The 21,723-nt window shown below is 73.7% G+C and carries 21 protein-coding genes; 5 read left to right on the top strand and 16 right to left on the bottom strand.

Annotated elements, in window-relative coordinates; all coding sequences use genetic code 11:
• Positions 1-9: 9 nt before the first annotated feature.
• The 7 genes from NMQ01_RS12870 to NMQ01_RS12900 all read right to left on the bottom strand — a co-directional run bounded on the left by NMQ01_RS12870 (position 10) and on the right by NMQ01_RS12900 (position 6,924).
• Positions 10-1,341, bottom strand: coding sequence for a hypothetical protein (locus NMQ01_RS12870; protein ID WP_255184316.1), 1,332 nt, complete (start codon positions 1,339-1,341; stop codon positions 10-12).
• The gene (locus tag NMQ01_RS12875; RefSeq protein WP_255184317.1) at positions 1,334-1,957 is read right to left on the bottom strand and encodes an ABC transporter ATP-binding protein; all 624 of its coding nucleotides are present in this window, start codon (positions 1,955-1,957) and stop codon (positions 1,334-1,336) included. The genes NMQ01_RS12870 and NMQ01_RS12875 overlap by 8 nt, the downstream gene beginning before the upstream one ends.
• 1 nt (position 1,958) lies before the next feature.
• Positions 1,959-2,858, bottom strand: a complete 900-nt coding sequence (nadC, locus tag NMQ01_RS12880) for a carboxylating nicotinate-nucleotide diphosphorylase (protein WP_255184318.1) — start codon at positions 2,856-2,858, stop codon at positions 1,959-1,961.
• A complete protein-coding gene (locus NMQ01_RS12885; RefSeq protein WP_255184319.1) occupies positions 2,855-4,612 on the bottom strand; it encodes an L-aspartate oxidase in 1,758 nt (585 codons plus the stop codon). Before NMQ01_RS12885 ends, nadC begins: the two co-directional genes overlap by 4 nt.
• Positions 4,605-5,033 carry an aspartate 1-decarboxylase gene (gene panD / locus NMQ01_RS12890; RefSeq protein ID WP_255184320.1) on the bottom strand — a complete coding sequence of 143 codons (429 nt, stop codon included), beginning with the start codon at positions 5,031-5,033 and terminating at the stop codon, positions 4,605-4,607. The genes NMQ01_RS12885 and panD overlap by 8 nt, the downstream gene beginning before the upstream one ends.
• An 83-nt stretch (positions 5,034-5,116) precedes the next feature.
• On the bottom strand, positions 5,117-6,013 hold the full coding sequence (panC, locus tag NMQ01_RS12895) for a pantoate--beta-alanine ligase (RefSeq protein WP_255184321.1): 897 nt from the start codon (positions 6,011-6,013) through the stop codon (positions 5,117-5,119).
• On the bottom strand, positions 6,010-6,924 hold the full coding sequence (locus tag NMQ01_RS12900) for a Rossmann-like and DUF2520 domain-containing protein (protein ID WP_255184322.1): 915 nt from the start codon (positions 6,922-6,924) through the stop codon (positions 6,010-6,012). Before NMQ01_RS12900 ends, panC begins: the two co-directional genes overlap by 4 nt.
• Positions 6,925-7,012: 88 nt before the next feature.
• Here NMQ01_RS12900 and NMQ01_RS12905 point away from each other — a divergent pair, with 88 nt between their 5' ends.
• A complete protein-coding gene (locus tag NMQ01_RS12905; RefSeq protein WP_255184323.1) occupies positions 7,013-7,951 on the top strand; it encodes an SAM-dependent methyltransferase in 939 nt (312 codons plus the stop codon).
• On the opposite strand, the gene NMQ01_RS12910 is transcribed toward NMQ01_RS12905, so the two are convergent.
• A complete protein-coding gene (locus tag NMQ01_RS12910) occupies positions 7,904-9,199 on the bottom strand; it encodes an SGNH/GDSL hydrolase family protein (RefSeq protein ID WP_255184324.1) in 1,296 nt (431 codons plus the stop codon). The genes NMQ01_RS12905 and NMQ01_RS12910 overlap by 48 nt on opposite strands.
• A 54-nt stretch (positions 9,200-9,253) precedes the next feature.
• On the opposite strand from NMQ01_RS12910, the gene NMQ01_RS12915 reads away from it, so the two are divergent.
• The 4 genes from NMQ01_RS12915 to NMQ01_RS12930 all read left to right on the top strand — a co-directional run bounded on the left by NMQ01_RS12915 (position 9,254) and on the right by NMQ01_RS12930 (position 13,970).
• Positions 9,254-10,435, top strand: coding sequence for an NADH-quinone oxidoreductase subunit D (locus tag NMQ01_RS12915; protein WP_255184325.1), 1,182 nt, complete (start codon positions 9,254-9,256; stop codon positions 10,433-10,435).
• 144 nt (positions 10,436-10,579) lie between these two features.
• Positions 10,580-11,449 carry a DUF6801 domain-containing protein gene (locus NMQ01_RS12920; protein ID WP_255184326.1) on the top strand — a complete coding sequence of 290 codons (870 nt, stop codon included), beginning with the start codon at positions 10,580-10,582 and terminating at the stop codon, positions 11,447-11,449.
• A gap of 300 nt (positions 11,450-11,749) precedes the next feature.
• Positions 11,750-13,012: a hypothetical protein gene (locus NMQ01_RS12925; protein WP_255184327.1), complete on the top strand. Its 1,263-nt coding sequence runs from the start codon at positions 11,750-11,752 to the stop codon at positions 13,010-13,012.
• 154 nt (positions 13,013-13,166) lie between these two features.
• On the top strand, positions 13,167-13,970 hold the full coding sequence (locus NMQ01_RS12930; RefSeq protein ID WP_255184328.1) for a class F sortase: 804 nt from the start codon (positions 13,167-13,169) through the stop codon (positions 13,968-13,970).
• On the opposite strand, the gene NMQ01_RS12935 is transcribed toward NMQ01_RS12930, so the two are convergent.
• The 8 genes from NMQ01_RS12935 to NMQ01_RS12970 all read right to left on the bottom strand — a co-directional run bounded on the left by NMQ01_RS12935 (position 13,963) and on the right by NMQ01_RS12970 (position 21,721).
• Positions 13,963-14,433, bottom strand: coding sequence for a DUF3180 family protein (locus tag NMQ01_RS12935; protein ID WP_255184329.1), 471 nt, complete (start codon positions 14,431-14,433; stop codon positions 13,963-13,965). The genes NMQ01_RS12930 and NMQ01_RS12935 overlap by 8 nt on opposite strands.
• Positions 14,433-15,287, bottom strand: a complete 855-nt coding sequence (gene folK, locus NMQ01_RS12940; RefSeq protein WP_255184330.1) for a 2-amino-4-hydroxy-6-hydroxymethyldihydropteridine diphosphokinase — start codon at positions 15,285-15,287, stop codon at positions 14,433-14,435. Before folK ends, NMQ01_RS12935 begins: the two co-directional genes overlap by 1 nt.
• Positions 15,284-16,204, bottom strand: a complete 921-nt coding sequence (gene folP, locus NMQ01_RS12945; RefSeq protein ID WP_255184331.1) for a dihydropteroate synthase — start codon at positions 16,202-16,204, stop codon at positions 15,284-15,286. Before folP ends, folK begins: the two co-directional genes overlap by 4 nt.
• Entirely contained in the window at positions 16,201-16,776 is a 576-nt protein-coding gene (gene folE, locus NMQ01_RS12950; RefSeq protein ID WP_255184332.1) for a GTP cyclohydrolase I FolE, read from the bottom strand. The genes folP and folE overlap by 4 nt, the downstream gene beginning before the upstream one ends.
• Before the next feature lie 3 nt (positions 16,777-16,779).
• Positions 16,780-18,873: an ATP-dependent zinc metalloprotease FtsH gene (gene ftsH / locus NMQ01_RS12955; protein WP_255184333.1), complete on the bottom strand. Its 2,094-nt coding sequence runs from the start codon at positions 18,871-18,873 to the stop codon at positions 16,780-16,782.
• 215 nt (positions 18,874-19,088) lie between these two features.
• Positions 19,089-19,640, bottom strand: coding sequence for a hypoxanthine phosphoribosyltransferase (gene hpt / locus NMQ01_RS12960; protein WP_255184334.1), 552 nt, complete (start codon positions 19,638-19,640; stop codon positions 19,089-19,091).
• A gap of 28 nt (positions 19,641-19,668) precedes the next feature.
• Positions 19,669-20,676 carry a tRNA lysidine(34) synthetase TilS gene (tilS, locus tag NMQ01_RS12965; protein WP_255184335.1) on the bottom strand — a complete coding sequence of 336 codons (1,008 nt, stop codon included), beginning with the start codon at positions 20,674-20,676 and terminating at the stop codon, positions 19,669-19,671.
• Position 20,677: 1 nt separating this feature from the next.
• The gene (locus tag NMQ01_RS12970; protein ID WP_255184336.1) at positions 20,678-21,721 is read right to left on the bottom strand and encodes a zinc-dependent metalloprotease; all 1,044 of its coding nucleotides are present in this window, start codon (positions 21,719-21,721) and stop codon (positions 20,678-20,680) included.
• Positions 21,722-21,723 lie beyond the last annotated feature (2 nt).

Genomic DNA, 21,723 nt, shown 5'->3' on the forward strand with positions numbered 1-21,723 from the left:
CGCCGGCAGTCAGTCCCGCGGGCGCAGCAGCTGCCAGACGAGCAGGCCGGCGGTGGCAGCCACGGCGAGCAGCCCCGCCCCCGTGGCGTGGGCGGCGAGGACCGCGAGGCCGACGGCGATCGCGAGGTCGGGGCCGTGGACGACCGAGCGCACGAGTCCGCTCGACAGCGGCCCGGCGGGCGTGGCGAGGACGACCCCGAGCTCCGCGGGCGGCGGCTCGGTGGCCCGGACCGCGGCGGCCGTCACCCCGAGGGCCAGGGCCGGCGGTGCCCACCAGGGAAGGCCCAGCGGGAGGAGCGCCGTCGCCCCGACCACCCCGATGACGAAGGGAGGGACCGCCAGGACCGCAGCCACGGCCGCGGGGTGGGCCGGGACGGCCCGGCGCAGCCCCGGCGACGACACCCAGGTCGACGGGCCACCGCCGACCGCCCGGACGAGGGCGAGGACGGCGACGGCGGTGACGACCACGCCGGCGAGCCGGCCGAGGAGGAGCCCGACGACGAGCGCGGCGAGGCACCCGGCGAGCGCGACGAGGCAGCGGACCCATCGGCGCAGCACCGCCCGGCACTCGTGGACGAGCATCCCGGTGAGCGCTCCCCCGGCACCGCCACGACTGGCGAAGCTCCCCCGACGGGCCAGCCGCCGGCGGGTGCCGAGCACCTCGAGCGCGGCACCGTCGAGCATGACGGTTGCTGCGCCGACGGCCCCGGTGACCTCGCCGGCACGCAGCAGGTCGACATCGGCCACGCCACGCACGGCAGCGGCGAGCGGACGCCCACGCCCCTGCCGGGCGAGCGTCACCGCGGTGAGCAGCACGGCGAGCCCGGCGCCGACGGCCGCGGACCCGACGATCGTCGGCACGGGCACCCCCGCCCGCCCCAGCCCGACGGCCAGGGCGAAGCCCGTGAGGACACCCCACGCGCCCGTGGCGACGACCGCGACGAAGCCGACCCGCAGCACCCCGCCGCGCAGGAGCACGCCGCGGTCGGCCGGGGTCGAGGCCAGCCAGGCCATCCGCCCCCGGTCGGCCCACGCCGGCCCGGCGGCCCGCAGCGCGACGAAGGTCGCGACGGCACCGAGCAGCGCCATGCCCCCCGCGAGCCAGAGGTGGTCGCCGCGACCGAGACAGGTCGTCGTCGCGCACTCCGGCCGCAGGATCGAGGGCCCGGTCGCGGCGAAGACCATCGTGAGCAGCGTGCCGGCGACGAAGAGGCCGACGTACCAGTCCTGCAGCACCTGCCCCCAGCTCGCCGCGTGCTCGCCACCACGCAGGGCCCGCAGCGCGACCCGGGCCGCGGCGCGGTCACCGACGAGCCCGGGACCTCCCTTCGCCTCAGGCATCGCCCTGCAGGGTGACGACGCGAGCACCGCTGCGCCGCACCACCTCCGGGTCGTGGCTGGCCACGAGCACGGCACGCCCGGTCGCCGCGTGACCGGCCAGCCAGTCACCCAGCCAGGCGCGGCCGGCGTCGTCGAGACGCTGCTCGGGCTCGTCGGCGAGCAGCAGCGCCCACGGCCGCACCATCGCCGAGGCGAGCGCGAAGCGCTGGGCCTGACCCGACGACAGGGTGCTCGGCAGCTGGTCGGCGACGTGCTCGATGCGGGCCTCGTCGAGGGCCCCGGCGACGACCTGCGCGACCCCGTCGACGCCGTGCGCGCGGGCGAGCAGGTCGAGGTGCTCGGCGACGGTGAGGTCGGGCAGGACCCCGAGGTCGCCGAGCACGGTGCACAGCGCCCGGCGGGTCTGCGGCACCCGGGTGTCGAGGCGGGTCTCGCCGAGGTCCACCTGCCCGGCATCGGGCGACTCGGTCCCGACGATGCAGCGCAGCGCGGTCGACTTGCCGACGCCGTTGGGTCCGACGAGGGAGACGACTTCACCGGCCGCCACGTCGAGGTCGAGGCCGTCGAGGACGGTCCGCCCGCCATAGGCCTTGGTCAGTCCACGGACGCGCAGCACGTCAGACGAGGTCGAGCGCCAGGTCGACGATCGGCGAGGAGTGGGTGAGGCCACCGACGCTCATCCAGTCGATGCCGGTGGCGCCGTAGTCGGCGGCGACCTCGAGGGTCAGCCCGCCCGTCGCCTCGATCTCGACGCTCTCGCTGCGCGCCGCAGCCCACTCGCGCGCGGCGGCGACCGTCGTGCGCAGCAGGTCGACGGACATGTTGTCGCACATGAGGAAGCGCGATCCGGCCTCGAGCGCCTCGATCGCCTCGGCGGTCGTGGTCACCTCGACCTCGATCGTCACGTCGGGGAACTGCTCGCGGATCGCGGCATAGGCCGCACCCACTCCCCCGGCCGCGATCTTGTGGTTGTCCTTGACCATGGCGACGTCGTAGAGCCCCATGCGCTTGTTGGTGCCACCGCCGCAGCGGACGGCGTACTTCTCGAGGGCACGCAGGCCGGGCGTCGTCTTGCGGGTGTCGAGGACGGTGCAGCCGGTGCCGGCGAGCGCGTCGGCCCACCGCCGCGTGTGGGTGGCGACGCCGGAGGCGCGGGAGAGGATGTTGAGCACGGTCCGCTCGGCCATGAGCACCTGGCGCACCGGGCCGCGCAGCTCGGCGACGACATCGCCCCGCTCCAGCACGGTCCCGTCGGCGATCCGCAGGTCGAGCTCGGGACGGGAGGCGAAGGGGGTGGCCCCCTCCGTGCGCGCCGCCACCTCGTCGAGCACGAGCGCGATCGCCGGGCCACCGGCGAGCACCCCCGGCGCGCGGGCGACGACGTGCGCGACGCCCTGCTGGTCGGCCGGGATCGTCGCGGTACTCGTCACGTCGAGCGACTGCGGGCCCAGGTCCTCGTCGAGCGCCGTCGCGACGACCCGTCGCACGGCCTCGTCCGGGAAGTGCTCGTCGATCACTGCTCGCCCTCCTGCTCCTCGTCGCGGTCATCAAGCTCGTCGTCCTGCGGCCAGGCGAGCTCGACGTCGAGCTTGATGACCGCGAGCTCCCCGTCGTGCGGGTCGCGCACGTGCAGCAGGTGCGCAGCCCAGGTCTCGTCGTCGTGGTGCGGGTGGTCGCGGCGCACGTGGCCGCCGCGGGTCTCCTCGCGAAGGTGCGCAGCCGTCGCGAGCGCCTGCCCGAGGTGGAGCAGGTTGCTCGTCTCCCAGGTCTGCGGGCCGGGCTCGGCGTCGGTCGTCGGGCGGGCGGCGAGCTCCGCGAGCCCGGCGAGCGCGCCCGCGGTCGACTCGGCGGAGCGCAGCGGGCCGACGCCACGGGTCATCACCTGCTGCACCTCGCGGCGGTGGGCGGCGTCGAGGAGGCCGGAGGCGCCCTTCGTCGTGGTGGGGTCCTCGGGCTCCAGCAGCGGCAGCTCGCCCGCGGCCAGCCGCGTGGTGAGGTCCTCGGCGATGCGGTGGGCGAAGACGAGGCCCTCGAGCAGGGAGTTGCTCGCGAGCCGGTTGGCGCCGTGGACCCCGGTGCACGAGGTCTCGCCGCAGGCGTAGAGGCCGGGCAGGTTGGTGCGACCGCGCAGGTCGGTGCGCACGCCGCCGGAGGCGTAGTGCTGCGCCGGCGCGACCGGGATCGGATCGGTCGCCGGGTCGATCCCGAGCTCGCGGCAGCGGGCGACGATCGTGGGGAACCGGCGCTCGAGGAAGTCGCCGCCCAGGTGTCGCGCGTCGAGGAGGACGTGGTCGGTGCCGGTCGCCTCCATCCGCTCGAGGATCGCCCGGGCGACGACATCGCGCGGGGCCAGGTCGGCCATCGGGTGCACGCCGGCCATGAAGGCCTCGCCCGAGGTGTCGATGAGGACGGCGCCCTCGCCGCGCACGGCCTCGGACACGAGCGGCTGCTGGCCGGTCGCGCCCTCGCCCAGGTGCATGACGGTGGGGTGGAACTGCACGAACTCGAGGTCGGCGAGCGCTGCACCGGCACGCAGGGCGGCCGCCATGCCGTCGCCCGTGGCGACGGAGGGGTTGGTCGTCGCGGAGTAGATCTGGCCGAGCCCGCCGGTCGCGAGGACGACGGCCCGGGCGCGGGCGGCGCCGACACCGTCGATCTCGCCTTCGCCGATGACGTGCACGGTCGCACCGCACACGCTGCCGTCGGTCGCGGTGAGCAGGTCGACGACGAGGGCGTGCTCGATGACCTCGATACCGGGGTCGGCCTGCACGGCCTCGAGCTGGGCGATGAGCGCCCGGGAGATCTCGGCGCCGGTGGCGTCGCCGCCGGCGTGCGCGATGCGGTCGCGGTGGTGGCCCCCTTCGCGCGTCAGGGTGATCTCACCGGCGGCGTCCCGGTCGAACTGCGCGCCGAGGTCGATGAGCTCCCGCACCCGGGCTGGGCCCTCGGTGACGAGGACCTCGACGGCGTCCTCGTCGCACAGGCCGACGCCCGCGACGAGGGTGTCGTCGAGGTGCTCGCCCGGGGAGTCCTCGGGGGCGAGGGCCGCGGCGATGCCGCCCTGGGCCCACGCCGTCGAGCCCTCCGACAGGCGGGTCTTGGTGACGAGCAGGACGCGGTCGACGTGCTCGCGCAGCCGTAGCGCGCAGGTCAGTCCGGCGATGCCGGAGCCCACGACGAGCACATCGGCCTGGGTCGTCCACCCCGGCTCGGGGGCGCCGAGGCGGCGGGGGACGACGACGGGCGCGGGGGCGCCCGCGGTCTCAGGCACGGTCGTCGCGGTGGGTGACGGCCGAGGTCTTCAGCCCGTAGCCGTCGGGCACGTCGCCGGCGTCGTGGTACTGCTCGACGATCTTGTTGTCGCCGTCGACGAAGACGACGTTGGGCTCGAAGGTGCGCGCCTCGTCGTCGTCCATCGCCGCGTAGGCGATGATGATGACGAGGTCGCCGGGCGAGACGAGCCGGGCGGCCGCGCCGTTGATGCACACGATGCCGCTGCCGCGCTCGCCCTCGATCGCATAGGTCGTCAGACGGTTGCCGTTGTCGATGTCGACGACGTCGACCTGCTGGCCCGGGAGCATGCCCGCGGCGTCCATGAGGTCCATGTCGATCGTCAGCGAGCCGACGTAGTGCAGGTCGGCCTGGGTGACGGTGGCGCGGTGGATCTTGCTGTGGAGCATGAAGCGCTGCACGCGAGTGTCCTTCGTCTGTGGCGGCGGGTGAGCGTTCCCCAGTCTCTCACTGTCGCGTGCGTGCCCCTCGCCGCGCACTGGGATCAGCCGGCGGACGTCTCCGCGAAGGTCTCCCGCGCCCCGCCCCCGGGGCCGACGAGCACCGGGACGTTGTCGATGAGGCGGGTCGTGCCGACCCGGGCGGCGACGGCGAGCAGGGCCTCGCCCTTGTACCACTCGGGCACGTCCTCGAGCGTCGTCGGGTGGACGAGCACGAGGTAGTCGACGAGCGCGAGCGGCTCCTCGATGAGCACCTCGCGCGCGGCCCGTCGGATCGCCGAGGGGCCCTCGACCGCCTGCGCCGCGCCGGCCCGCAGCGCGCGGGAGAGCGCGAGCGCGGTCTCGCGGTCGCTCGGCGAGAGATAGGTGTTGCGGCTGCTCATCGCCAGGCCGTCCTCCTCACGGACGGTGGGGACGGCGACGACGCTGCCGGGGAAGTCGATGTCGCGGACCATGCGCTTGATGAGCAGCAGCTGCTGCGCGTCCTTCTGCCCGTAGTAGAAGAGGTCACCGCGGGTGAGGTGCATGAGCTTGGCGACGACGGTGAGCATGCCGTCGAAGTGCCCGGGGCGCGACTGCCCCTCGAGGACGTCGCCGAGCGGGCCGGCCGAGATGCGCACGCCGGGGTCGCCCTCGGGGTAGATGACGTCGGGCGTGGGGGCGAAGACGACGTCGACGCCCTCGCGCGTGCAGATCTCGAGGTCGGAGTCGAAGGTGCGCGGGTAGCGCGACAGGTCCTCCTTGGGCCCGAACTGCAGCGGGTTGAGGAAGATCGTCACGAGCACGTGCCGCGCCCGCTCGCGGGCGGTGCGGATCAGCCGCGCGTGGCCCTCGTGGAGGGCGCCCATGGTCATGACGACCGCGACGTCGCCGTCGGTGAGGGCGGCGCGGGCCGGGACGAGCTCGTCGCGCGTGCGGGCGACGACGGGGGCGGTGGTCATCGGGTCTCCTCGTCGAGGGTGGTCAGGATGCTCTCGGCGGCGTCGGCCCGCAGGCGGCCGCTCCGCTCGGCGCGCAGCGCGGTGGCCCGGGCCTGCGCGCGGTAGGCGGCGGCGACGTCGTCCGGCAGGTCGGCGAGCTCCGTCAGGTGCGCGGCCACGGTACCGGCATCGCCGCGGGCGACCGGCCCGGTGAGGGCGGCGTCACCGGAGGACAGGGCGTTGTCGAGGCTCGCCTGCAGCAGCGGGCGCAGTACCCGGTCGGCGGGGTCGATGCCCGCCGAGCGCAGGATCTCCATGGCCTGGGCGACGAGCGTGACGAGGTGGTTGCTGCCGTGGGCCAGGGCCGCGTGGTAGCGACCGCGGGCCTCCTCGGGCACCCACACCGGCTCCCCGCCCATCTCGACGACGAGGGCCTCGGCCACGGGTCGCAGCGCCTCGGGCGTCGTGATGCCGAAGCAGCACTCGGCGAGCCGGGCGAGGTCGAGGCTGGTGCCGGTGAAGGTCATCGCGGGGTGGATGGCCATCGGCACCACCGTGTCCGCGACAGGGGCGAAGGGGGCCAGACCGTGCCGGCCCGAGGTGTGGACGACGAGCTGCCCGGGGCGCCACGCGCCGGTCGCGTGCAGCCCGGCGACGAGGTCGGTCAGGGCGTCGTCGGGCACGGCGAGCAGCACGAGCTGGGCGGCCGCGACGACCTCGGGCACCGGCAACACCGGCACCCCGGGCAGCAGGGCCTCGGCCCGCTCACGGGAGTCCTCGGAGACGGCGGAGACGGCGACCACCTCGTGGCCGGCGGCACGCAGCGCGGCCCCGAGGACGGCACCGACCCGTCCGGCGCCAACGACACCGACCCGCAGGGTCGGCCGAGCGGGCGCGGGCGATCGGCCGGAGGGCAGGTCAGGGAGGCTCACCTGCCCGACGCTACCCGCGCCCCATCTCCCCCTCGCATCTGCTTGAGGTCGTGCGCACCCCCCGCCGCATTTCCTTAAGGTCGTGCGCATGGACCCGACGTGGGAGCAGGCCTGGCACGCGGCGCTCTACGGCCCCGAGGGCTTCTACCGGCGGCCGGAGGGGCCGGCGGGCCACTTCGCCACCTCCGCGCAGGGCGCGGCCGCCGAGCTGTTCGCCGGAGCCCTCCTCGAGCTGGCGCGAAGGGAGGGCCTCACCACCGTCGTCGATGTCGCCTGCGGCCGCGGCGAGCTGCTGAGCGCCCTTGCCGCACAGGCGGATCCGTCGATCCGCCTCGTCGGCGTCGATGTCGTGCCCCGCCCCGACGACCTGCCCGCGCGAGTCGAGTGGGTCGTCTCCCCGGGAGGAGCGGACCTGCCCGACCTCGGCTCCCCCACCGCGGCGCTGATCCTCGCGCACGAGTGGCTCGACGTCGTCCCGTGCCCCATCGCGGAGGTCGACGACGAGGGCGTCCTGCGGGTCGTCCACGTCGCGCCCGACGGCAGCGAGTCGCTCGGCGACCCGCTGACAGGGCCGAACCGTGACTGGTGCGACCGCTGGTGGCCCGGGCCCGGCTCCCCCGGCGACCGGGTCGAGGTGGGACGAGCTCGCGACGTGGCCTTCGAGGACCTCGTGCGGCGCACCGGGTCCGGCCTCGTCGTCGCCGTCGACTACGGCCACGTGCTCGGCGACCGTCCACCTGCGGGGAGCCTCGTCGGTTTCGTCGACGGGTCGGTCTGCACGCCGGTGCCCGACGGTGGCTGCGACCTCACCGCGCATGTGGCCATGGACTCCCTTCGGCCCGACCGGCTGCTCACCCAGCGCGAGGCGCTGCGCGAGCTGGGGGTCGACGGGGCGCGGCCACCGCTCGACCTGGCCCGCAGCGACCCCGCGGGCTACCTCGCCGCGCTCTCCCGCGCCTCTCAGGCGGCCGCCCTGACGTCAGGGGGTCCCGGAGGATTCCTCTGGGCGCTGCGCCGGGTCGGCTGACGACGTGCCCGAGGTGCTGGAAGGGGTCGCCGACCCCGACGTCGTCGGGGTGCCGTCACCGGGCGGCACGAGCACCTCGGTCAGCACGTCCGCGATGAGCGGCTGCCCCTGCTCCGACGGGTGCAGTCCGTCGCGGAAGTAGCGCGACGACGGGTCGGCCGCCGGCAGCACGGGCGACAGGTCGATGAAGCTGACGCCCTCGCGCCGGGTGAGCCCCTGCATGACGCGCAGGTACCCGGTCCAGGACGCCTGACCCCGGACCGGCGCGGGGGTGAACCACCCGACGAGCAGGATCGGGCCGTCGTAGCCGTACTCCCTCGCCTGGCTGATAACGCTGTCGAGGCTCTCGCCGAAGTCACGTGCGCTCGACCCGGTCCGGCGGTCGTTGAAGCCCAGCGGCACGAGGAGCAGGTCGGGCTCGAGCGAGAGGGAGTCGCGCAGGTAGCCCGGCGTCTGCGAGATGGTGCGCGCCGAGACCCCCGAGCGCGAGGCGTCGAGGACGTGGACGCAGCGGTCGCGGTCGCCGCGATAGGGCATGAGGTCGGTGATGACCGCGCGCCGGGCGGTGCTGCCCTTGACGTCGTTGCGCACGGTGATCGTGTGGGTGCCGGGGCCGAGGTCACCGGAGGACCACGTGCGCCGCTCGGCGCCGCCGTCGGCGTCCGTGGGGACGGCGAGCCCGTCGTAGGGGATCTCGCCGTCGATGCGCACCTCGAAGGGGCCGCCGCCGAAGCGGGTGCGGTACCCGATGTCGACCGACTCGGCCCGGACCTTCCACGTGATGCTGGCCCCCGGCTCGAGGGCCATGCCCCGCCCGCCCGGCCCGAGGTCGGGCGTCAGGGTGGTCATGCCACGCACCTGTGGGTCGGGCAACGACGAGGCCTGGTAGTACGCCGGCACGAGCGAGGTCGTGCCCTGCCACCCGCCCGGCGTCGTCGGGCAGTCGGGCGTGCCCGAGCGCTCGCGCAGCTGCGCCTGGAGGCGGTCGACCCACCGCCGCTCGAGGTGGTCGCGCAGCCCCGAGCCCTCGCTCACCGAGTCGCCGAGGACGACGACGTCGGCCGCGTCGTCCGCGTCGCCGCGCACGGCCTCGAACCACGGGTCGAGCACGGCCTCGCCCTCGACGGCGGCCGTCCCGGACGGGGTGTAGGGCTCCTCGGGCTCGCCGATGCAGCCGGCGAGGGTCGCCGCGGCGAGCGCGAGGGCCACGAGCCCCGCGCCCGCTCGTCGCACACGTCGGGTCGGCACCCGTCCATGGTGCCAAAGGGCCACGGCCGCACCGGCTGGCGCATACTGGCGGGCATGACGAGCAGCCCGGGCACGCGCGGCACGCGGACCCTCGACGTCGGTGTGGGCGACGGGTCGCTGGCCAGCGCCGACATGGTGCTCAACATCGGCCCCCAGCACCCCGCGACCCACGGCGTGCTGCGGCTGCGGGTCGTCCTCGACGGCGAGCGCATCGTCTCCGCCGACCCCGTCGTCGGCTACATGCACCGGGGTGCCGAAAAGCTCTTCGAGGTCCGCGACTACCGGCAGATCACCGTCCTGGCCAACCGCCACGACTGGCTCTCGGCCTTCGGCAACGAGCTGGGCGTCGTCCTCGGTGTCGAGGCGATGCTCGGCATGGAGGTCCCCGAGCGGGCGACGTGGGCGCGGACCCTGCTCGCGGAGCTCAACCGCGTGCTCAACCACCTGATGTTCCTCGGCTCCTATCCCCTCGAGCTCGGGGCGATGACGCCGATCTTCTACTCCTTCCGCGAGCGCGAGGAGATCCAGGCCGTCATGGAGGAGATCTCCGGCGGCCGGATGCACTTCATGTTCAACCGCGTCGGCGGGCTCAAGGAGGACCTGCCAGCGGGCTGGCTCGACCGCGTCACCGCCGCCGTCGCCGCGGTGCGCGGCCGGATGCCGCAGCTCGAGGCGCTGCTCGTCGGCAACGAGATCCTCGAGGCCCGCACCCGCGGGATCGGGGTGCTCCCCCCTTCGCTCGCCGAGGCCTACGGCGTCTCCGGCCCCATCGCCCGTGCCAGCGGGGTCGACCTCGACCTGCGGCGCGACGCGCCCTATCTCGCCTACGGCGAGCTCTTCGACGAGGGCGGCCCGGGGCGGGTCGTCACCCGCACCGCGGGTGACTCGCTGGCCCGCCTCGAGGTGCTCCTCGAGCAGACCCACGTGAGCCTCGACCTCGCCGACGCCTGCGTCGAGCGACTGCGCTCGCTCCCCCGTGGTCCGGTCAACCAGCGCCTGCCCAAGGTGCTCAAGGTGCCCGAGGGCGAGCGCTACACCGCGACCGAAAATCCCCTGGGGCTCAACGGCTACCACCTCGTCTCGCGGGGCGAGAAGACGCCGTGGCGGCTCAAGCTGCGCTCGGCCTCCTTCAACAACGTGCAGGTCCTCGGCGAGCTGCTCCCGGGGTGCCTCGTGGCCGACATGGTCTCGGTCCTGGGCTCGATGTTCTTCGTCGTCGGCGACATCGACAAGTAGTCCCGCGGCACCGCCGCCGGCACCGGGCGTGAGCCGGGCCACAGCCTCTCCCTTCGTCCGGTACTCGTTGCTACCCGCAGGTAGGTTGCAGGGACGACCGCGCCCTCGGTCTCGGGGGCACGACCATCGGAGATTGGAAGTTCCATGACCAGCTTCAGGACCCGCGCGTCCGCCGGTGCCGCCCTCGTCACGGGCCTCGGGATGATCGGGATCGCCGCCGCGACGCCCGCCTCGGCCGAGGTCACGGGGAGCCTCGACTACTCGTGCAAGGAGGTCGGGCAGAACATCACCTTCACCGACCCGTGGACCGTCGACCTGACCCTCGACGTCCCGGAGACCGTCGAGCAGGGCGAGACGATCCCGGCCGGCGCCATCAAGGCCACGGTCACGCCCGGCGCCGACGCCACGCAGACGATGCAGGGCCTGGGGGTCAAGACCCTCGAGGGCACCGCCGCCACGACCTACACCTTCGGCGAAGGGGGCGAGGCCCGCGACGTGGCCCTCACCGTCCCGAAGACCGACGTGCCGGCGACCGGCACCGTGTCCGTCGACGCCACCGGTGAGAGCACCGAGGAGACCGCCCCCGCCGAGGACGTCAACGTCCCGATCACGGCGGGCGACTTCACCGCCGAGCTCGCCAACCAGGACGGCTTCATCTTCAAGATCGAGTGCACCGCGCCCGAGGACGCCACGGTCGGCACCGTCGCCGTCGGCGACGCCGAGCCGCCCGCCGAGGAGCCGGAGCCCCCGGCCGACGGTGGCGACGACCCGGCCACCGACGACCCGGCCACGGACGACGGCGCCGGCTCCGGCGACGCGCCGGCCGACGACGCCCCGGCCGAGGAGCCCGCGGGCGACGCCCCCGCCGGCGAGCCCGAGGTGCCGGGTGTCGTCCAGACCGACGACGCGGTCCAGTCCGCGACGAGCCCCACGGCCATCGCGCTCGGCGGTCTCCTGCTCGCCGCTGCCGGCGCGTCGACGGTCGTCGTCGCGCGTCGCCGCACGCAGGGCTGAGCACGCCGGGCAGCCGCACGCGGCTCCACGACGAGGCGCTCCGGGGATCCGCCCGGGGCGCCTCGTCGCGTCCGCCGGGTCCGATTTCCGCCTGCCCGCCGGGGCCCAACTCCGCAAGACCCTAGGGTCCTGCAGAGTTCGACACCGGGTCCGAATGTTTGCCGCCCGACCTGCCACACCTGCCTGACCGACGGGTGAAACGTGGCTGGGAAAGGGTTGTGAGGCCACCTACGGATCGGTAAGTTGCCGGGCGGAGGCGCCTTCAAGGGGATGGCGCCGCAACTCGGGGAGACAATTCACATGGCCAAGCGCCTCACCGCCCGCCTGTCGGCCGGCGCCGCACTCGTCACCGGGCTGGGGCTGGCGGGCATCGCCGTCAGCGTCCCGGCCAATGCCGACGTCACGGGGGAGCTCGCATACAGCTGCTCCGTCCCTGACCAGGGGATCCAGTTCGCGGACCCGTGGCAGGTCGCCTTCACCCTCGGGGTCGACGAGACCTACGAGCAGGGGGCCGCCATCACCGCGCCGAGCATCACGGCCGAGGTCACCCCGGGCGCCGACGCGCACGAGAAGATGCGCAGCCTGAGCATCAAGTCCCTGGAGGGCACCGCCGACGCCGGCTACACCTTCGGCGAGACCGAGCGCAGCACCACGCTGAGCGTCGCCAAGGTCGACGTGCCGGAGACTGGAGACGTCACGGTCGTCGCCACCGGCACCGGCGCCGACGAGGTTGCTCCGATGGAGGACACCGAGCTCGACATCACGGCCGGCGACTTCACCGCTGCGCTCACGACCGACACGGGCTTCGTCCTCAAGGTCTCGTGCACCGCGCCCGCTGACGCCACCGTCGGCACGGTCACGATCGGCAACCCCACGACCTCCGAGCCGACCACCTCGGAGCCCACCACCTCAGAGCCCACCACCTCCGAGCCCACGACGTCCGAGCCCACGACGTCCGAGCCGACCACCTCGGAGCCGACCACCTCGGAGCCGACCACCTCGGAGCCGACCACGTCCGAGCCCACCACCTCGACCCCGGCTCCCGAGGTCAACGACTGGTTCACCGAGCCCACCAGCCTGCCGATCACCTCCGACGGCAAGAGCTTCACCGTCAAGGGCACCGCGGACCAGGCGGGTGTCGTCACGGTCGTCCTGCTCGACGGCGACAAGAAGGTCCTGCGCACCATCGAGTGGAACGTGACGGAGGGCAGCAACACCCGCGACTTCCCCTTCGCCGAGGGCACTGACTACGTGCGTCTGGTCTCCGAGGACTGCGTCGACGCCAACGGCAACGACGGCTCGGTCCCCGGCGGCTGCAACGTCGAGTACTACGCCCCCTGGGTCAACCCCGACTCCGACGACGACTCCGGCGACGACGACGGTGCGGGCACCGGCTCCTCCGGCCCCGAGACCCCGGGCGTCGTCCAGACCGACGGCTTCAGCCGGGTCGCGCAGCCCGAGGGCGACAACACCGCCGCCTTCCTGCTCGGCGGTGCGCTGCTCGCCGGTGCGGGCGCCGGCTCGGTCGTCCTCGTCCGCCGCCGTCAGGCCGCACAGCACTGAGATACCACCGGCCACGGTCGGTGATCATGGCCACGGGCCGTCGGGTCGGGAGCACCTCCCACCCGGCGGCCCGTACCGTTGTCACCAGGGGGAACCGCCGGCACTCCCCCGTCGTTGACCACGACACGCCGACACATGTACTTGGGAGGACCGTGTGACGACCCCGCCGACGCGACGACAGAAGGGCCGCGAGCGCGCGCTCTACCGCCGCACGACGTGGCTCATCGCGGCAGCCGTCGCGCTCGTCATCGGCGGCGGAGCCGCGGCCGGTGCGTGGTGGACCCAGCGCGAGGACGACCAGGCCTCCCTGCCGGTCGGCACCTATGTCCCGCCGAGCGAGATCACCGAGCCCTCCTACCAGCCGACGAGCTCCTCGACGACGCGCAAGCGCTCGTCCACCTCGTCGTCGACCTCCTCGAAGTCCTCGAGCACGACGACGCCCTCGTCCACCCCCTCTGCCGCCCAGCGCAGTCAGCCCACGTCCGCCGAGGCCCCCGCCGGCGAGCCCACCCGGGTCCAGGTCCGCTCCGGCGGACGCGACATCGTCGACGCCTCGCTCCAGGCGACGCGGCTCGACGCGCAGAAGGTGCTGGCTCCCCCCTTCGGCACGGCTGGCTGGTACGCCGAGCCGGGCTGGCCCAAACCGGGCTACACCGGTGCGAGCATCCTCGTCGGCCACATCAACCACGGCGGCAACCCCGACGTCTTCTGGAACCTGCCGCGGGTGCGCATCGGTGACGTCGTCACCGTGACCTACGGGTCCGGGCGGACGGTGAAGTTCAAGATCACCCGCTCCGAGGCCGCGTCGAAGAAGGGCGTGCCGCAGGACGACTCGATCTGGGACTGGGACAACCCGCAGCCGGTGCTGCGCCTGATCACCTGCGACCCCGACACCCCGATCAACGCCGGTCACTACGAGGGCAACTGGGTCGTCTGGGCCGACCAGATGGTCAGCTGACCGACGACTCCTCGTCGTCCTCCCGGTCGTCGTCGACGCGGCACCACGACTGCACGAGCAGACCGGCGCCGGTGAGCAGGAGCGCGGCCAGCCCCGCGACGGCCCACACGAGGGCCAGGTGGCCGCGACCGGCATAGCCGATGTCCGGCGCGAGGGTGACCGCCTGACCGAGGTAGAGACCGCCGATGACGGCGCCGGTGAGGGCACTCGCCTGCGACAGGCGCAGGATGCGCTCGGCGACGATCGGCGGCACGTGGGCGCGGCCGCGGCGCATCCGCCACATCCGTCGACCGGCGGCGACGACGATCACGGCCATGCCGACGAGCAGCACGGCGGTGAGCCAGCCGATGCGCAGCGGTGCGTGGCCGCCGGCAACCCACCAGCGACCGAAGCCCCAGCTGAGCACACCCGCCAGGGCCAGTGCCGCGAGGACGGTGTGGAGGCGCAGGCCGCGGTCGAGCATCACAGCTCCTCGATGTCGCTCGTGTCGAGGGCGGCGAGCAGGTCGCCGACCGGCGTCGCCGCGTCGCCGACGCGCAGCACGGCGTCGGGGTCGACCCGCGACCACGGCTGCAGGACGAAGCCCCGCTCGTGCGCCCGCGGGTGCGGCAGCGTCAGGGCGGGGTCGTCACTCACGACGTCGTCTCCGGTGACCGGGTCGCCGTACTGGACGAGGTCGAGGTCGAGGGTGCGGGCACCCCAGCGCACCTCGCGCACGCGGCCGTGGCGGGCCTCGACGGCGTGCAGCCGCGCGATCAGCTCGGCCGGGCCCAGCGAGGTCGTCGCGACGACCACGGAGTTGGTGTAGCGCGGCTGGTCGGGCCCGCCCACCGGATCCGTCGTGACGAAGGGGGCCCGCCGCACGTCGTGCAGGGCGTCGCCGAGGTCGTCGAGGGCGGCGTCGAGGGTGCGGGCGGCGTCGCCGAGATTGGCTCCGAGCGCGATGACGACGGGCACCTCACGACGGCGGCTCACGGTCACCGACACGTCGCCGAAGGGCACGCCCACGGGCGCGGAGGGCTTGTGCACGGTGACGTCGACGGCCCGGACGAGCGGTCGGGCCAGCGCGTCGGCGGCGATCTGCTCGGCGAGGGTCTCGATGAGGTCGAGGGAGGGGCCCTCGATGCGCGCGACGACGTCCGCGCCGACCTCGGCATAGCTGACGGTGCGCTCGAGGTCGTCGCTCGTGCCCGCAGGCGCGAGATCGAGGTGGAGCACGACGTCGACGACGAAGTCCTGGCCGTCCCGCTTCTCGTCGGCCAGGACGCCGTGGAAGCCCCGCGCCCGCACGCCGAGGAGGCTGATCCGGTCGGTCATCGGCGCTCTCCCTGACCGCTCTCCCCGTTCCCTGAGGAGGTCGCGCAGCGACCGTCTCGAAGGGACCGGACCTCCCCCAGCGCGGCAGCGACGTCGATGGCGTCGACCGTCGCGACGACGTCGTGCACCCGCACGCACCACACCCCCGCGCGGGCGGCGCGGGCGCTCGTGGCGGCGGTGACGACGGCGCGGGCGTCGAGGGCGCGCTCCTGCCCCTCGGCGCGGCCGACCTTGCCGAGGAATCCCTTGCGCGAGGTGCCGAGCAGCACCGGGTAGCCGAGGTCGACGACCTGCTCGAGGCCGGCGAGGAGCTGCCAGTTGTGCTCCGCGGTCTTGGCGAAGCCGATGCCCGGGTCGAGGACGAGCTGCTCCCGGTCGGCGCCCGCGGCGAGCAGGGCGTCGACGCGCTCGGTCAGCTCGGAGCACACCTCGCCGACGACGTCGTCGTAGTGGGCCCGGGTCTGCATGTCGTGGGCGTGGCCGCGCCAGTGCATGACGACGAAGGGAGCACCGCTGCGGGCCACGAGGTCGGGCATCTGTGGGTCGGCCAGTCCGCCGCTCACGTCGTTGATGATCGCGCCACCGGCCGCCAGGGCCGCCTCGGCGACCTCGGCGCGCATCGTGTCGACGGAGACGACGACGCCCTCGGCCGCGAGGGCCTCGACGACGGGCACGACGCGGCGCAGCTCTTCGTCGGTGGAGGGGCGGGTGGCGCCGGGCCGGGTGGACTCACCGCCGACGTCGACGACCAGCGCGCCGTCGGCGGCGAGCTGCCGGCCGTGGGCGACGGCCGCGTCGCTCTCGATCCAGCGGCCGCCGTCGCTGAAGGAGTCGGGCGTGACGTTGACGACCCCCATGACGACCGGCCCGGGCCGGTCGGCGGTCGCCGCGAGCTGCGCGAGGACCGGGTGGGTCACCGGGCGGCCCCGGTGAGCAGGGCCATCGCCTCGGCCCGGGTCGTCGAGTCGCGCAGCTGGCCGCGCACGGCGGAGGTGATCGTGCGGGCGCCGGGCTTGCGCACCCCGCGCATCGACATGCACAGGTGCTCCGCCTCGACGACGACGATGACGCCACCGACGTCGAGGTGCTCGACGAGGGCGTCGGCGATTTGCGAGGTGAGCCGCTCCTGCACCTGGGGACGTTTGGCGAAGAGGTCGACGAGACGCGCGATCTTCGACAGGCCGGTCACCTTGCCGCTGCCACCGGGCAGGTAGCCGACGTGGGCCACGCCGTGGAAGGGCACGAGGTGGTGCTCGCACGTCGAGTACAGCGGGATGTCGCGCACGAGGACGAGCTCGTCGTGGTCGATGTCGAAGGTCGTGGCGAGCAGCTCGGCGGGGTCGGCCCGCAGCCCCGAGAAGGTCTCCGCGTAGGCCCGCGCCACCCGGGCGGGGGTGTCGACGAGCCCGTCACGATCGGGGTCCTCCCCCACGGCGACGAGGATCTCGCGGACGGCTGCCTCGATGCGCGGCAGGTCGACGTCGGTCATGGCTCAGGCGTGCCCGTCGCCGTCGACCTGCTCGCCCGGGGGCACCTCGCGCACCTCGGTCGTCGGGTGCTCCTGCGGGTAGAGGCTCGCACCCTCCTCGGCGGCCCGGTCGATCGCCTCGGTGACCGTGCTGTCGCCGGCAGGCGTCTGCTCGGCCTCGCGCGCCGCGACGGCCTCCCGCTCGGCCGGGGTGAGCACCGGGGGGATCGTCGAGATCGTGCGGTGCTCGCTGCTCAACCAGGTCGGGCGCTTGGGGCGCTTGACGACGTCGGCGAAGATCTCGGCGAGCTCCTTGGCGTTGAGCGTCTCGTGCTCGAGCAGGTCGAGGACGAGCCGGTCGAGGATGTCGCGGTTGTCGTTGAGCGCGTGCCAGGCCTCGTCGTGGGCGTCCTCGATGAAGCGGCGCACCTCCTCGTCGACGATGCCGGCGATGGTCTCGGAGTAGTCGCGCTGGTGGCCCATGTCGCGGCCGAGGAAGACCTCACCCTGCGACTGGCCGAGCTTGACCGCACCGATGCGCTCGCTCATGCCGAACTCGGTGACCATCTTGCGGGCCATCGACGTGGCCTTCTCGATGTCGTTGGACGCGCCGGTCGACGGGTCGTGGAAGATGATCTCCTCCGCGACGCGGCCACCGAGGGCATACGCCAGCTGGTCGAGGATCTCGTTGCGCGTCGTCGAGTACTTGTCGTCGACGGGCAGCACCATCGTGTAGCCGAGGGCCCGACCGCGCGGCAGGATCGTGATCTTGGTGACGGGGTCGGTGTGGTTCATCGCCGCGGCGACGAGCGCGTGACCGCCCTCGTGGTAGGCGGTGATCTTGCGCTCCTGGGCGCTCATGATCCGGGTGCGCTTCTGCGGGCCGGCGATGACGCGGTCGATCGCCTCGTCGAGGGTCGCGTCGTCGATGAACTGCTTGTCCGAGCGGGCCGTGAGCAGCGCCGCCTCGTTGAGCACGTTGGCCAGGTCGGCACCGGTCATGCCCGGGGTGCGGCGGGCGACGGCCAGCAGGTCGACGCCCGGGGCCATCGGCTTGCCCGCGGCGTGCACCTCGAGGATGCGGTGCCGGCCGAGCATGTCGGGGTTCTCGACGGCGATCTGCCGGTCGAAGCGGCCCGGGCGCAGCAGCGCCGGGTCGAGGATGTCGGGGCGGTTGGTCGCCGCGATGAGGATGACATTGGTCTTGACGTCGAAGCCGTCCATCTCGACGAGCAGCTGGTTGAGCGTCTGCTCCCGCTCGTCGTGGCCACCGCCGAGGCCGGCGCCGCGGTGGCGACCGACGGCGTCGATCTCGTCGACGAAGATGATCGCCGGCTGGTTGGCCTTGGCCTGCTCGAAGAGGTCGCGCACACGGCTGGCACCGACACCGACGAACATCTCGACGAAGTCCGAGCCGGAGATCGAGTAGAAGGGCACGCCCGCCTCGCCGGCGACGGCGCGCGCGAGCAGCGTCTTACCGGTACCCGGCTGGCCGTAGAGCAGCACGCCCTTCGGGATCTTGGCGCCCACGGCGAGGAACTTGCCGGAGTCGCGGAGGAACTCGACGATCTCGTGCAGCTCCTCGACGGCCTCGTCGGCGCCGGCCACGTCGGCGAAGGTCACCTTGGGGGTGTCCTTGCTCGCGAGCTTGGCCTTGGACTTGCCGAACTGCATGACCTTGGAGCCGCCGCCCTGGGCCTGGCTGATGATGAACCAGAAGAGACCGACGAGCAGCAGCAGCGGCAGCAGCGACAGGAGCAGGCTGGACCAGACGCTCGGCTGCTCGACGGTGTCGTTCTGCACGCCGTCGACGTTGTCGTCGACGACCTTGAGCATGTGGGCCGCGCGGGCGTCGATGAACTCGGTCTCGACCTTGTCGGCGTCCTTGACCGCCTCGCCGTCCGAGTAGGTCTCGCCCTTCTTGAGGTCGAGCTGCAGGAGGTTGTCCGTCGTGAAGTGGGCCTTGTCCACCTTGCCGTCGGTGACCAGCTTTTCCGCCGCGGAGGTGTCCACGCGCGCGTAGTCGCCGCCACCGCGGGTGGTGAACATCAGGACGAAGACTGCGATGAGCAGCAGCGCCCAGAAGGCGGGGGCACGGAAGATCTTCTTGGCGTTCATACGGGTACGGGGGCTTCCCGGACTTCCTGGCTCGACGACGTGGCGGCCACCGGCAGGGCCGGGGCGATCAGGACGAAACTACCTGAACACCGCCATTCGGCGGCCATCTGGTCAACGACCACTCGGAGCGCGGTGTTCCCGCACGACCGCCCCGTGGCCCACCCCCGTTCCACCCCCGCTCCCGCAGGAGCGAGGAACGAGCGTGTCGAAGGGCCTCAGGAGTAGACGTGCGGCGCGAGCGTCGCGACGTCGCGCAGGTTGCGATAGCCCTCGGCGAAGTCGAGGCCGTAGCCGACGACGAACTCGTTGGGGATGTCGAAGCCGACCCAGCGGGTGTCGATCTCGACCTTCGCCGCGTCGGGCTTGCGCAGCAGGGTGAGGATCTCGACCGAGGCCGGCGAGCGCGACTCGAGGTTGGCGCGGATCCACGACAGCGTCAGGCCGGAGTCGATGATGTCCTCGACGATGAGCACGTGCTTGTCGGTGATGTCGGCGTCGAGGTCCTTGAGGATGCGCACGACACCGGAGGACTTGGTGCCGGAGCCGTAGGAGCTCACCGCCATCCAGTCCATCGGGGCGGAGCCGGGCAGGTGGCGCATGAAGTCGGCCATGACCATGACCGCGCCCTTGAGCACGCCGACGAGGAGCACGTCCTTGCCCTCGTAGTGCTCCCACACCTCGGCGGCGAGCTCGCCGAGTCGGGTCTGGATCTGCTCTTCGGTGAGGAGCACCTCGACGAGGTCGTCCTGGATGTCCTGGGAGTCCACAGCTCTCCTTGCTCGGGTCGGGCGGATCTCATTGTCCACCAGGCGCACGTGCGATGTGCACCCGGTCGCGGTCACGGCGGACCCGCAGGTCGCCCGGCAGGTGGAGCGGACCCTGCCCGTGCCAGTCGGTGACGAGCCGGTCGCAGGCGGCGACGTGACCGGCGGTGAGGTCCCCGGCGGGGGCGCCGGCCCGCAGCAGCAGGCGACGCCACACCCGTGAGCGAAGGGCGGGGGCCAGGTCCCCGAGGTCGGCGACGGCCACGCCGTCGGCCGGGTCGTCGTCGGGGGTGGCCTGCGCGGCCAGGTCGTCGAGCAGGTCGGCGTCGTCACGCAGCAGGTCGGCGCTGCGGGCGAGCGCCTCGGCGAGGCCGGGCCCGAGGTCGCCCTCGAGGCCGGCGAGCGCCTGGCGCGCACGGACCCGGGCATGGGCCCGGTCGGAGTTCATCGGGTCCTCCCAGGGCATCAGGCCCCACTCCTCGCAGGCCCGCCGGGTCGTGGCCCGCGGCAGGTGCAGCAGCGGCCGGGCGAAGGGAGTCCCCTCCCGGACCACGAGCACGGCCATGCCGGCGAGGGATCGTGCACCGGAGCCCCTCGCGAGGCCGAGCAGCACCTGCTCGGCCTGGTCGTCGCGGGTGTGCCCGAGCAGGACGAGGTGGGCGGGGTGACCCTCACCCATCGCGGCGGCGGTCTCGGCGAGGGCTGCGTAGCGGGCCTCGCGGGCGGCGGCCTCGAGCCCCTCGCCGCTCGCGGTCACGAGGGTCGGCACGACGGCGACCGGCGCCAGCCCGAGGTCGGCGCAGTGCTGCGCCGCGAGCAGCGCGACGTCGGCGGACTCCTCCTGCAGCTGGTGGTCGACGATGATCGCGCCCGCGGTCACGTCGTGCGCCGGGGCCTCGGCGGCGAGGGCCGCGGCGAGGGCGAGGGAGTCGGCTCCCCCGCTCACCGCGGCGAGCGCCAGCGAGCCGGCCGGCAGACCTGCGAGGGCCGCGCGGACCCCCCTTCGGCAGTCGGCCTGGGAGGGGTGACCGGCGCCCACGTCAGCCGTGGACCCGCCGCACCCAGGCGGCGGGGTCGGTGATCTCGAGGGCGGTGGGCAGGGTCTCGGGCGAGGTCCAGACGGCGTTGAAGCCGTCGACGCCGACCTGCTCCTGGACCGCGCGGACAAAGGCCGCTCCGTCGCGGTACTGGCGCATCTTCGCCTCGAGGCCGAGGAGGCGGCGCAACAGGCGGTCGGCGGCACCGGCACCCTTGCGGCGCTTGGTGAATCGTTCGCGGATCGAGGCGACGGTCGGCACGTGCTCGGGGCCGACGTCGTCCATGACGACGTCGGCGTGCCCCTCGAGCAGCGACATCACGGCGGTGACGTCGGCGAGGCGCTCGCGCTGGGCCGGGGTGATGACGAGCTCGGTGAGGCCCTGGCTGTCGCCGGAGAAGAGGCGCGGCAGCTGGGTCGCCATCTGCTCGAGGCGGGCGCGCAGCGCCTCGCCGTCGGGCATGAGATCGCTCGTCAGCGCGCGGGCGCTGTCGATGACGTGCTCGCGCAGCCACGGCACGCCCTCGAACTGCACCCGGTGGGTCTCCTCGTGCAGGCACACCCACAGGCGGAAGTCGCGGGGCACGGCCTCGATGTCGCGCTCGGTCGCGACGATGTTGGGCGCGACGAGCAGCAGCGCGGGGTCGCCGTCGGGGGCGAGGTCGTACTGACCGAGGACCTTCGTCGAGAGGAAGGCGAGCATGCCGCCGGCCTCGGCCCCGGTGATCTTGGAGCCGACGGCCTGGGCGGCCGCCGAGGGCTCCTTGCCCTTGCGCCGGTTGGCCGCCTCGAGGGCCGGGTCGAGCATGCCCGACATCGACGTCGCGTTGACGTCGATCCACGTGCGCCGGTCGACGACGAGCGGGGCGCGGGCCGCGTCGGGCGCGCGCAGTCGGGCGGTCGTGGCGACCGGCTCGACGGCCGAGGCCGCGAGGGCCCGGATCTCCTCGACGACCTCGACGGCCTCGTCGGGGGTGACGTCCGGGCCGGGCGGGACGAGCCGGGCACCGGCCGATGCGGCGAACTTCCAGTCGACGTAGTTGGTCACGA

Origin of the sequence: Janibacter sp. CX7 (genome assembly GCF_024362365.1) — a bacterium.
Taxonomy (GTDB): domain Bacteria; phylum Actinomycetota; class Actinomycetes; order Actinomycetales; family Dermatophilaceae; genus Janibacter.